The 12094-nt window shown below is 64.9% G+C and carries 9 protein-coding genes and 1 tRNA gene; 1 reads left to right on the top strand and 9 read right to left on the bottom strand.

Annotated features, from left to right (window positions below; all coding sequences use genetic code 11):
- Window position 1 precedes the first annotated feature (1 nt).
- The 6 genes from MEBOL_RS29885 to MEBOL_RS29860 form a co-directional block, all read right to left on the bottom strand.
- Window positions 2-961 carry a nucleotidyltransferase domain-containing protein gene (locus MEBOL_RS29885; protein ID WP_095980627.1) on the bottom strand — a complete coding sequence of 320 codons (960 nt, stop codon included), beginning with the start codon at window positions 959-961 and terminating at the stop codon, window positions 2-4.
- A gap of 65 nt (window positions 962-1026) precedes the next feature.
- Window positions 1027-1968 carry an SMODS domain-containing nucleotidyltransferase gene (locus MEBOL_RS29880; RefSeq protein WP_095980626.1) on the bottom strand — a complete coding sequence of 314 codons (942 nt, stop codon included), beginning with the start codon at window positions 1966-1968 and terminating at the stop codon, window positions 1027-1029.
- A 37-nt stretch (window positions 1969-2005) separates the two neighbouring features.
- Entirely contained in the window at window positions 2006-3736 is a 1731-nt protein-coding gene (locus MEBOL_RS29875) for an SAVED domain-containing protein (RefSeq protein ID WP_157775678.1), read from the bottom strand.
- 39 nt (window positions 3737-3775) lie between these two features.
- A complete protein-coding gene (locus MEBOL_RS29870; RefSeq protein WP_095980624.1) occupies window positions 3776-4648 on the bottom strand; it encodes a serine/threonine-protein kinase in 873 nt (290 codons plus the stop codon).
- On the bottom strand, window positions 4645-5559 hold the full coding sequence (locus MEBOL_RS29865; protein ID WP_157775675.1) for an RNA polymerase sigma factor: 915 nt from the start codon (window positions 5557-5559) through the stop codon (window positions 4645-4647). Before MEBOL_RS29865 ends, MEBOL_RS29870 begins: the two co-directional genes overlap by 4 nt.
- A gap of 157 nt (window positions 5560-5716) precedes the next feature.
- A complete protein-coding gene (locus MEBOL_RS29860) occupies window positions 5717-9151 on the bottom strand; it encodes an nSTAND1 domain-containing NTPase (protein ID WP_281256601.1) in 3435 nt (1144 codons plus the stop codon).
- A 320-nt stretch (window positions 9152-9471) separates the two neighbouring features.
- Between MEBOL_RS29860 and MEBOL_RS41480 the strand changes: the two genes are divergently transcribed.
- Window positions 9472-9657, top strand: coding sequence for a hypothetical protein (locus tag MEBOL_RS41480; protein ID WP_157775672.1), 186 nt, complete (start codon window positions 9472-9474; stop codon window positions 9655-9657).
- A 282-nt stretch (window positions 9658-9939) separates the two neighbouring features.
- On the opposite strand, the gene MEBOL_RS29850 is transcribed toward MEBOL_RS41480, so the two are convergent.
- From MEBOL_RS29850 to MEBOL_RS29840, 3 genes are all read right to left on the bottom strand, one after another.
- A tRNA-Leu gene (locus MEBOL_RS29850) sits at window positions 9940-10025 on the bottom strand.
- 191 nt (window positions 10026-10216) lie between these two features.
- A complete protein-coding gene (locus MEBOL_RS29845; protein ID WP_095980620.1) occupies window positions 10217-11467 on the bottom strand; it encodes an Hsp70 family protein in 1251 nt (416 codons plus the stop codon).
- Between the two features lie 56 nt (window positions 11468-11523).
- On the bottom strand, window positions 11524-12003 hold the full coding sequence (locus tag MEBOL_RS29840) for a hypothetical protein (RefSeq protein WP_095980619.1): 480 nt from the start codon (window positions 12001-12003) through the stop codon (window positions 11524-11526).
- Window positions 12004-12094: the final 91 nt, after the last annotated feature.

Genomic DNA, 12094 nt, shown 5'->3' with positions numbered 1-12094 from the left:
TCTACCCGAACCTGGAGCCGTGACCATCCGGAGCGGACGGCAGGGATGCCGAAACGCCGGTGACGACCGAGCGCCCCTCCTTTCCCTTCTCGGGATAGGGATCCCCAAAAATCCCGTACAGGAGGTAATGGGCCCGCTCCGTATAGCCAGTTTGCGCGAGTTCCCTCGCCTCCTTCAGCGTCGCGGCCGCTTGTTGCAACTGTGTCTTCGCGGCGGTTTTCTCCGCGTCGCTCATTCCCTGGTTGATGGGTGGCCCCAGCGCCGCCGGATCCAACGTGTCGAGGTACACGCGAGAAGCCAGACCCTCGAAGATCTGGATGAGGCCATCGAGCCGGTTCTCCGGCTTCGCCACGAGCACGTCCCAGATCATCACCTCGATGTGGAACGACCTCAGTCGCTTCCCGTCCATCTGTCGCCGGTTCCAGTGCTTCACCGCCTTGGTGAGGGGCTTGAGTTCCTTGCCCGCGGCCTCGTTCGCGTCCACTGACATGCGTTCGTGGATACGTGGGTTGGAACGGATCCAGGTCTTCGCTTGAAGGTCCGGGATCCAGAAGATCTCGTTGTCGCCCTCGTCGAGGAACGCGGGGACGACATCGTAGGCGATTCCCGTGGTGGAGAATGAGATGTTCACCGAGCGGTTCTGGGGATCGGCGGTCTTGCCCGGGTACTGATCCTCGAGCGCGCGTCGCACCGTCTTCAGTGCGTCCATCGGGCTGCTAATATGCGGGGCGAGCGAGGGCGTGCGCTTCAACACGCAAAACAGATCGATGTCCTTGAGCGGACGGATGGCCGTGCTCCGCGCGTAGGAGCCGGTGAGGAATGGGTAATGGTCGGGCTCGATCTCCAGCCGGCTGGCGAGTCCATCGCGTAGGAACTTGTGCTGGTCGCTGGCGGTCGTCCTCTCGGCGGTGGTGAGTTCGAGTGCGGAAATGAAGTCATGAACTGCTTGTCGAACCTGCATGGTGTCCTCCTGAGAGAGTAGATGCCGTTGGCGCGAAGATCGCGCGCATGAGAGTGCCCCGTGGGTCACCAATCCAGCTCTCGCAGATGGCTTCCAAACGCCTTCTCGATCTTGCTCTCGGCGCTATTCCACGTTCTGGCCCGTTCCGCTTGCAGGATCCAGTCCCGGCTGGTCGCGGCCCGGCGCATGAAACACTCGCGACCTTGCCTCGTGACGCTGGCCGCCACGTTCATGCCCTCGGCCGTATCTGGCACCACGCAATTCCCGAGGCGGAGTGACATACCGCGATCATCATTCCATGGGAATTCACATGGGTCACCACCGATGTAGCAGACGAAATCGAAGAACTGAACGAGGCCGGTCTGAAGGGAGTTCAGCTTGGCTGACGCGAATAGCCTCGTGGCAATCGTCTCGACACAAAACGACTTGAAGCGTAGCGCCTCGGGCACGCCCAGATTCCAGGTCTTGAGCAGCTTCACCAATGGCTTGAATAATTCTCCGTGCCTCTGGTTGATCTCCGTCGCCAACGCACCGTGTATTTTGGGCGCGGAGCGGATCCACGTATCATTTTCCGCGTCTGGGATGAGGAGCCGCTCGCTGCCTTCTCCGTCCGCGCTGACCGCAGGGACCACGTCCACATTCAGGTGCTGCATCTGGAGCCGAATGGATCGACGTTGAACCCGAAGCTTTGTCTCCAGGTACCGCCGCGCCAATGCCCGTTCGAAGGTCTGGAGCACAGCGCTTGGAGCTGGGAGATCGCTGAAGTTCGGAGTCTTCCAATGGCTGGGATCCACGACGAAAATGATATCTACATCATCAAGCGGACGAATGGCGGTTGCCCGTGGGTAGCTACCGCTCAGGAAATGGTACCGGATGATGGACTCCATCTTTCCGGTCAGCAAGATCTCTCGGAGGTAGTGATGGCTGCGCTGCGCGCCCTCCTTCTCCTCCGCCGAGGGCTCGACGCTGCGAAGTATCCTGTTCAGTAAATCGGTCAGATCCCGCATGTGGGTTTCACCATTCCGCACGATCCTCGCCTCTCCGTCAAACCCACGGGGTCAGCACCGCGTGCTCCTTCTCCGCCACGTATTCCATCATCTTGAGAAGCAAGCTCTGATCGAACGTCCGCACGATGTCCACGAGGGCCGCAGGCTCGAACCCGGGTCGTCGGTGCAGTCTCATCAGGCGTCTCCCCCAGACGACAAACAGCTCGGTATCGGGAAGCGCCTCGATGATGACCTTGTCGTGGACGGTGTCGAACCTTCCGCGGAGAGGGGCCAGTTCGACAATCAACCGCTCGCCAAGCACCTTCCAGATGCCCGTATCGTGGCGAAGCGTCTTGGCACGTGCATGATGGAGCGCCCAGATGAGGTAGCGCCGCAAACGCCGCTCCAACAAATCCCCAATGCGCTCGCCGTGCTCCATGCGATCGAAGGTCTCGATGCCCCGAAGGCTCACGTCGAGCTCTTCGGCGAGAACCCTTCCAGGCTCGCGCTGGAGTTGTGGGCCACCCTCTCTCATCCGCCAGCTCGTCAGCGTGCCAATAGCCAGGATGTCCGCCCAGTAATCCACCTCCTCCAAGGCGAAGCCCCCACGTCCGACGCCACGGTAGTTCTGGGAGGTCAGCTCCTGATCGAAGTGGAAGAGCTCATGCAGCAGATACTGCAGGGCCAAGGGCTCCCGGTAGCGCTCGTCCAGCTGGCGCATGCCTTCGAGCAGCCCGCGCCCGAAAGTCAGCCGCCGCTGCCCGACGCTCAGGCGCGTCTCATCCCCCTCCGGTTCATCGGCGATCGTCAACTGGTGGAGACGTGTCAGGAGCATTTCCCCCGCGGACGGCGCGAGGAACGGCGGGAGATCCCCGAGTTGGAGGGTGTCCTTCAATTTCCGGGCGCCTGCCAACACCGCCAGCAGGACCTTCTGACGCGCCTGCTCCTGCTTCGGTCCACGGCGCAACTCCACCACCCGCAAAGCGGGCTTCCATGGCAAGGTGAACGCCAGCTCGTATCCGGGCGGTGCATAGCTGGCCACCCACGCGCTTCCCATCGCCCTTGGGTTGAAGGCCCGACCCGCCATGAACGCGAGCGACGCCGGTCCCGAGACGAAGAGCGCCAGGCCCGAATGATTGGGATACGCACGCCGGGTGGCGGCCAGCACCCGCACCAACTCCTCCGCGATCGCGGGTGCATGAGCGGCGTCCACGGGCGTGCTGGTGCTGTTCCGGCATTCGACCACGCCGGCGATCCCATTTCCCTGCGCCCTCAAGAAATCACGTACGGCGTCGCGCGGCAGCATGGCTTGAGTTGAGATGAAGATCCCCACCAGGCCATTCGCCTCCGAAGGCACATCACTCAGCCCGCTCACCGTGTCAAAGTAGCGAACCCCATCCGGGAGCTTGTCATCCAACCTCAGGACATCCCACGTGGTATCCTTTCGAACGTTGAGGAACGTCTGAGGTTTCGCCCACGCAGAGAGCTCGGCCCCCAGGAGAACGAAGAGCGGCAACGGAGCCAAGCCCACGATGAAGAACTCCACGGGCGAGGAGGAGGAGTCCCTGAGTGAGCGCGCCTCGCTCGCCAGCTGAGAGACGGCGTTCGCGAGCGCGATCCAGTCCACAGGGCTGGACGTTGGTCGCTTTCCTTTCGGCCCCTGGGTAGTGAAGGTGCTCAGGCGCAGGAATTTCAGCTCCCTCCGTGCCGGAGGAAGAAGGGGCAGGATGTCGTCGTCCGCGACAGAAGCATCCACATCGAGGCAAAGCACGGCATGTATCGTGTTCATGTCATCCAGGCTGAAGTGTGGAGACCCGAGGAGTCCGGGCTACATGAGAGGTGTGTCCGCCAGCTGCCGAGCGACCTCGCGCATCGCCGGTCGCTCCAGCGGTTTCTTGTGCAGCATTCCTGCAATCAGGTCGCGGGTAGCCTGTGGAGCCAAGCCCTCCAGCAGCTCGAGTGGGGGCTTCTCCAGGAGGTGCAGATACATCAGATCCTTCTGCTGCTCGGCGACGAATGGCAGCCTGCCCGCCAACATCTGGAACAGGAGAATGCCGAGCGCGTACACATCCGCGGGTCCACCCGCGGTCTTGGATTGCACCCACTGCTCCGGGGCCATGTAGTCCCAAGTTCCCAGGAGGGCGCGCTTGGCCGTCGAGATGGCAGAGGCAGCGAGCCCCTCCCCCCCTTCATGCCCCTCCTCTCGCGGGATCTTGGCCAGTCCGAGATCCGCGAGCTTGATCTCGATGATCGCAAGGTTATCGGTGGCCACCAAGACGTTGGCAGGCTTCAGGTCGCGGTGAAAGATCCGGGAGCCATGCAGGAACGCGAGCGCGGCGCCGAGCTGCGCGGCGACACGGGTGGCGGCCTGAACCGGGAGCTGACCTCCGGCGCGCTTGAGCAGTCGATGCAGATCTCCGGGAAGCCATTCCAAGACGAGGAAGGGCTGTCCCGTAGGTAGAACTCCCGAGGTGACGGCCTGGACCAAGTGCTCATGACGCAGCTGCTGGAGCGCCTGCGCTTCATTGAGGAAGCGCCCTCCCACCTCCTCGTCCGAGCAGAGGCTGGGGGAGAGCATCTTCACCGCCACGGCTTGCCCGGTGACCGCGTGGTACCCCTGATACACATCGCACGTGGCTCCGGACGCCACCCGGCGGGCAAGGACATATTCTCCGACACGCATCGCCGCGCTCCCCATCATGTCTTTTTCGTCCGTTGACCCGCCCGCGCCCCCGGGGGCGGCTTCGGACGCAGATCGCGGATGCGACCCAGCAACGCCAACTTCGCCCTCAACTCGTCGGCGCAGTCTGGGTAGGCTGCAATGAAGGCCTCCGGGTCCACCTTCTCCCCGGCATCGCGCTTCTGCAGGTACGTCAGCAGCGCGGCTCGCGTCGCGTCCGAGCTGGTGCCGGCAGCACCCTCCTGCATTCGAGCCCTCAAGGACCGCAGGCCCCGCAGGAGCAACCCCGCCACCGATGCTTGCGTCTTCCCCATCCGGCGCGCCACCTCTACGACCGGGAGCTCGTCCAGGTGACAGAGCTTGATGGCCTCCTGCTGCTCCTCGGGGAGCTCATAGAGGTAGATGAGGAGCTGGTGCCACGCTTCCCGCTCGAAAACAACCTGACTTGGACTCTTCCCGCGGGAAGGGGTTGCCTCGGCCTCGGCGCTGTCCAGCGGCACGGTGCTCTCAGCGGAGCGCTTCTTCCGCCGCGCTCCCCGGGCCAACTGCACGGCTTGGTTTGCGAGGATGCGCTTGAGCCACGTCAGCAGCTCGGCCTCCGTCGTCCCACTAAACGTGGAGAACTTGTCGAACGCGCGCAGCGCCGTGTCCTGCGCGATGTCCGAGGCGCGCGCCCCACCCGGTGGCGGCTGAGGAGCGCTCCGCGAGGCCCAATTCACCAACTTGCGTTGGTAGCGCCGGAAGAGTTCCTCCAGCGCGGCCTTGTCCCCCCCACGGGCCCGGCGGATCAACTCCTCTACAGCAACCTTCGACCACACATTGCGGCTCATCCCCAGGCGACCCTTCCACAGCGCCCTTCGCGCGGGCAACCGCCGTGCACGCGGTGTCTCCTCGCGAGCAATCAGGTAGGCGTCGATCATGTCCGTGTTCATCCGTTGGGATTCCGGCTCCATTCCCTAGGACGCCATTCGCGGACGGATCGCGCGCGGGGTCAGACTTTTTTTCGCGAGCGCCAGCTCAACGACACGCCAGGGGCTTGTACGGGGTATCCCCAGGGTTCCAGCGCACAAAGCCCCCCATGGACTCACATCACTGTCCGGTTTCTTGGGGGAGAGGGGGCCCAGGGCAGACGAACCGGTCAAACCGGTGGTCCTCGCCATCCATCCCCACGAATGCGCTGACCAACCCACAGCGTTCGTCGTGCAGTGAACGGGCCTGAGCGGCCGCTCCCCGACCACTCAGCAACGCCTCGTGCTCCAACAGACTCTGGGTCAGGACGAGGCCATAGCGCTTGTTGGTTCGCTCGCCGCGGACAAGACCCCGCCCCAGCTCCTCCGCCGCACGATATCGGTCGTCCGCCTGAGGCCCACCACGGGCCGCCTCCACCGAGGCCGACCCGAGGTAAGCTCGAGCGAGGATCCACCGGATGAACTCGTTTCCCGCCTCCACTTCATTCAGCCTGCGAGCAAGACCGAGCGCACGCTCGAGATCAGCCGCGGCCTCCGGGAGTCTTCCCGCATGATGGAGTGCCTCCGCGCGCCAGCACAGCGCATCGGCGAGGAGTGCTTGCTCGTACGCATTACCACTCCGGGCATTTTCTTCGAACAGAGCGACGGCTCGGTCGTACCGCTCGACAGCTTCGGCAGCTCCGGACGCCAGGTCGAGCTCGCCTTGCTCCGAATAGCTCGTCGCCAGGGTCCGCCGATAGTCATCATCGACGTGGTCCGGCGACCGATTCAGGAATGCGAGCGCATCAGCGAAATGGCCGCGAGCCTTGTCGAGCTTGCCCCGGGCCAGCACGATCTTCCCGAGCTTGGAGTGGTTCAGCGCCCGGAGCAGCTTGAGTTCCTCATCCTCCGGTCGAGCGTCCAGCCCCTTCTGGATCTCCACGGCTGCGGCATCCAGGAAGCCTTCGGCCCGAGCGAGCGATTCGTTCTGAAAGGCAAAATCCCCGAGTCGATGCTTCGTTGCGATGATTGCCTCGCGAACCTCGGGGAGTTGACGGTCCGCGTGCGGGAGAGACGCCAGATTCTCGTCTATCTTGTGCAGCATGGCCCGCCGCACCTCGAGCGTATGAGCGACCCTGCCAAGCTTCCAGTCGGCGTCGGAGACGAACTGGTGCGTGGCGAGAACGATGCGCTGGAGATTTTCTTGAGCTCGCCGCCACTCGCGGTAGGCGCTGAGCGCGCTGAAGGAGATGGCCAGCACCGCGGCCATCGCCGCGAGCGCCAGTCCCCGCTTGAGCCGGACACGACGGTGCTCAAGTCCTCGCGCGGCGGTGAGGAAGCAGGAGGCACGCTCGCTCACCCCGCGGCATGGGGGAGGACCGCGTCGGGAGGATGGACCGGCCGCATCCCCGTAGTGCGCGAGCAACGAGCCGGAAGGCAACCCTTCCGTCGGGCACCCGGCGTGCTCCCACGATTGCGCGGCGATCTCCAGATCCGCCTGCCGCTCAAGCAAGACGCGCTCGCTCCCGATCCAATCCGCGAGTGACGGAACCTGCTGCAGGAGCGACTCGTGTATCAAGTCCACACGCTGCTCCGCGGGCCCATCTCCGGCAGAGAGCACGATGAGCCGGAGCCCCTCCTCCGCGTCGTCCCGAGTCCCTGTCCGCATGCCGGAGAGCCGCATCAAGACCTCTAACGACAACGCGTCTCCCCCGCCGGCCTTGAGCACCTCTCGCCGGGTGCGGGGCCGCCGCGTGTCTGGGACACCGCGGCCAACCTGCACGAGGTCCAGGAGAATCCACTTCGCGCGTTCACGTCCCTGGGAGCCGAGCCCGTCGAGCAACCGTTCCGCCTGCTGTGCCAGGGCTCCGCCGACTCCACCGATCTGCTCGTATCGCTCATGGGTCAGCTGGGCGCCGCTACGCAGGGACCACAACGCGCGGAGAGATTGGCCAAGCAGCAGGAGCTGGCTTCCTTCGCTCCTTGCGTCACGAACCATCCGCACCGACAGCCCCTCGGAGAGCCGCAGCCCGACGCGCTGGGCCATTCCCTCGATGACCTGCGTCAGCGCCGCCTCTTCCATCGGTCGGAGGAGATAGCGCGCAGCCTGGTTGAGCCGCGCCGCCATCCGCGGCATCTGCTCCAGCCGGTGGATGAAGTCGCTCCGAATCGTCGTGAGCAACCGCAGGGGTGCATCAGGCGCGGCGAGTGCTGTCTCCACCCACCCGTCAATCCCCAAACAATCCGCGCCCCCCAGCGTGACGAGTTCCTCCATTTGCTCGATCACCAGCAGGAAACGACCCTGCGGAGGCGTGTACGCGCTCACTATCTCCGAAAGCGCGCGAACATCGGCGCGCAGCGCACGCTCCAACTCCAGAGCCGAGTAGGTGAAGTTGCTTCCGGCGAGCGCATCACACACGGCCACGGCAAGTTGATGCACCGGATCGTACGACGGGCGAAGGACCGCGACCCTCCAGGAGGGAGCGAGCTGCGAGGAGCTCTCCTTCAAGCGCGGAAGGACGCCAGCCTGTACCAACGACGATTTCCCTACCCCGCTCGATCCCTCGACTTGCACCCATCGGCGTTCGCCGGACCGCACCTCATCCAGAAGACGCAGGACGGTGGAAATCTCCGTCTTACGACCGAAGAACAGCTCGGCATACGCTTCGGTGAAGGACGCGAGCCCTGGCACTGGACACTCATCCCGTTCGCTCTGCCAGGGTCGCCGTCCGAGCATATCCTGGCAGCGGCGCATTGTCGGACGGGACGCCGATTCCTTGGCCAGCATGGAGGCGACCAATGAGGACAGCGCACCCGGAACGGCCGGAGCCAGTTCGCGCAACGGCGGCGGCTCAGCGCGTATGTGCATCGAAATCAAATCGACTACGTCGTCTGAGACGAACGGCGGCCGACCGGCGAGGAGTTCGAAGAGCAGTACCCCCAGGGCGTAGACGTCCGCGCCGCCATCCACCTCCGCCGCGTTCCGGCACTGCTCAGGAGCCATGTACATAGCCGTGCCCAGGAAAACGGGCGCCGCAGTGTGCACCTGCGTATCGCCCCAGGCATTCGCCTCCGGTGGAACCTTCGCGATGCCGAAATCCAGCAGTTTGACGCGGTACCCCGGTGTGACCTCGGCATCGGGGCACAGGAACACGTTCTCCGGCTTCAGGTCCCGGTGAACAATGCCCTTGGCGTGGATGTCGGCCATCACCGCGGCGATCTGTTGGCACAGAGAAAGCGCGGCTTCACTCGGCGCTGGACCCTGCTGGTGCCGCATCCACTCGCGTAGCGACAGCCCCTCAAGGTGCTCCATTGCCAGGAAGGCCGTGCCATCCTCCGTGCGGTCGCAATGGAGGATGCGAACCACGCCCGGGTGCTGAAATTGCGCGAGGGCCCGCGCCTCCTGGACGAATCGAGCCACGAGTTGCGGATCAACGGCCGCAGTCGGAGACAGGAGCTTGAGGGCAACCACCTGGTTCATGCGCTCGTGGAGCGCGGTGAAGACCTCGCCCATGCCGCCTCTGCCCAGCGGCCGCACCAACCTGTATGGACCGACGTGATCGCCTGTTTGCCTCATGTGCGCACGCCGATCATGACCCGAAATGCAGGTCGACGTCTCATGTTCCCCGGAGTCACACCGAGGAGGGTCCGTGTCCCCCAATAGAGAGCGGAGGAGGCGAGTGTGGCACCTGATGCAACGGCGAGGCAGGAGTCGAAGAAGAAGCGCACACCTCGGCTGGATTGAACCGAGCGCCTGCGCAGGAGCTTCGCGCTGGACGCGTTCGCCTGCCCCGAGTGTAGAGGCAGCAAGCGGGTGCTGGCGTATCTGATGGTGCCATAATCGGCCGCCCCCTGCCCTCCCACAATCCGGCCCTCCGTTCCGGGTATAAGCCCTTGGTGGGTTTCCTGAAGGCGCATGCGGAGCGCATCAGCTACGGCACAGGCCTCAGCGGGTCCTCCAATCCGCGGCTGAAGGGCTTCGGCGAACACTCCGTCGTCACACTCGGGACAGATAGTGTCCTGACCATCAATTACGGCTGGCGCATCGATAACCCGGAGGTGCTCGCACGCCGCACACCATGATGCGAGCAATGGGCCCTGTACTTGAGGACTCGCCACAGCCCGGCACCTGGCCGCGCTACGAGCCTCAAACATGGACGCCTTTATTGGACGAACTCCTGAGCACGATTGATGCGATGCTAGCAAGCTGACTCGTCCCCATCCCCCGCCGTAGTTGCTTGTCCCATTCCCAAAATGGAGGGCTTCGGCCCGCCATGAGATGCTTCACCCACCTCGTGGCGCGCGGGGTCCCACTCAAGAGCGTCCAGGAACTGTTCGAGCACACTGCTTCCAATCACATAGGAATGCACGAGCCGGGGATCGAACCCGGACGGCCCCTTCGGGCCAGCGGATTTTAAGTCCGCTGCGTCTGCCAGTTTCGCCACTCGTGCGGCAGCCAGAGCATGCCCAGTTGGACACGCCACTGGGCCAATGCTCGATCTTACTCGACCCACGATCAACCCACAGTATGGGTGATCCGGAAAATAGTTCCTCCGACCGCTCGATCCGCGCTGGACCCAGGCCACCAGGACCCGTTCACCGCGGACGACTCCGAGTCGGAGGCATGGCCGCGGCGAACTGGCTACAGCGTGGCGGCGGCCCGTCCCAGGCCCTCGGCCACGGAGGTGAAGGCATCGCGGGTGCGCACCCGGTGCTCGCCGAAGCGCTCGACGTAGAGTCGGCGCACGGCGGGAATCTGCGAGGAGCCGCCCGTGAGGAACACCGCGTCCACCTCTCCGGCGCCCGCGCAGCGCTCCAGCAGTCCCTCGGTCACCTGGCGCAGCTCCTGGAGGAGCGGCTCGCTGGCGGCCTCGAAGCTGGCGCGGGTGATGCGCTCGCGCAGGTGGATGCGCGCCTCGTCGAACTCCAGCACCGTCTCATCCTCGGAGGACAGCCGCACCTTGGCCGCCTCGATGGCACGGAAGAGCCGGTAGCCCAGGTTGTCCATGACGAGGTCATACAGGGCCTCGGCCTCGGCGGGCTTGTCGCTGGAGGTGAGCATCAGCTCCAGCACCTCCTGGGAGGCCTTCTTGCGGATGAAGGACATCTCGTGCCAGGACAGCAGCTTGGCCATCAGGTGCTGGGGCACGGGCAGCCGCTTGTCGCTCAGGCCCCGCACCCGGTAGGTGGAGCCCGCGCCAAAGCGGGGCAGCAGCGCGTGGCGCATGATCTCCGCGTCGAAGCGGTCACCGCCGATGCGCACGCCGGTGGAGCCCACCACGTCCGGCTTGCGGTCCGGATTGCCCCGACGCGAGGGCCCCAGCCGCATGAGGGTGAGGTCCGTGGTGCCGGCGCCGAAGTCGGCCACCAGCACCAGCTCGTCCCGGGTGAGCTGGGCCTCGTAGGAGAGCGCGGCGGCGATGGGCTCGATGAGGAACTGGATGTGGGTGAAGCCGGCGAGTTCCGCGGCCCGGCGCAGGCGCTGCTCGGCGAGCGCGTCCGCCTCGGGGTCCGGGGTGAAGAGGGCGGGGCGGCCGAGCACCACGCGATCGGGGGCTCCGCCCATGTGGGGCGCGGCGGCCTCGCGCACCCGGCGCAGCAGCAGCGCCACCAGCTCCTCGATGAGCCAGGTGCGCTCGCGAATCTGCGTGGCGCGGAAGGAAGCGCTGTGGAGGAAGGACTTCACGGACTGGACGAAACGGCCCGAGGGGTCCTCCAGGTAGCGGGAGATGGCGGGGGCGCCCGTGTACGCTTCGCGCTCGTCCTCGGGGAAGAAGATGACGGAGCGATAGAGACGCGGGTCACTGTAGCCGGGGGAGACGGGGAGCACCGTCCCGTCCGGCAGGGCGAGGGCCGTGTTGCTGGTTCCGAAGTCAAGTCCGCAGTCAGGCATGGGGCGCTTCCTCTACGTGCAAATGGCGGAGATGGGTAGCGCCGAGTGCCGGTCCTTCAGAGGACCGCGAGAATCTCGATCTTGACATCGGCGTCGGAGCAGCTGTCGCCCGGCACCACCATGGGGGTGCCCGCCTTGCGTCCGATGAGCATGGCCCCCGAGCCCAGCCCGCCCCGGTTGAAGACAATCTCGGTGCCCTCGTAGGAGAAAGGCTTGTCCGTTTCCGTGGGGGCCGTGACCCACCGCCACTCCACGTCATCCTTTCCCGCGTCGATGAAACGCACCTGGACCAATGCGCCCACATCGATGGGCTCATCCGGCTGGAAGTTGCGCAGGCTGGAGTTCTTCAAGGCCTCCAGGCCCTGGAGGAATGTCTTGCGCCGAGCCTCGAAGCCCTTCTCCAGGAAGGGACGGTTGTTCTCACTCATCTGGGGCAACAGGCTGGTCCGCTCCGCCTCGAGCCGCTCGAGGTAAAGCTGGAACTGTTCGCTCCGCATGCCGTGGATTCGGGCCTTGTCTTCATGGGTCAAGCTCATCCGCGCATTATTAAGCGCTCAAACTTGATATGTCGACGCCAGGCTGCGGGCCCCAGGGTCGCGGCCGCGCCCCGGAGCGGAAGAGGGCCGC

This window comes from Melittangium boletus DSM 14713 (assembly GCF_002305855.1).
Taxonomy (GTDB): Bacteria; Myxococcota; Myxococcia; order Myxococcales; family Myxococcaceae; genus Cystobacter; species Cystobacter boletus.
This window is presented reverse-complemented; position numbering and strand designations above follow the sequence as displayed.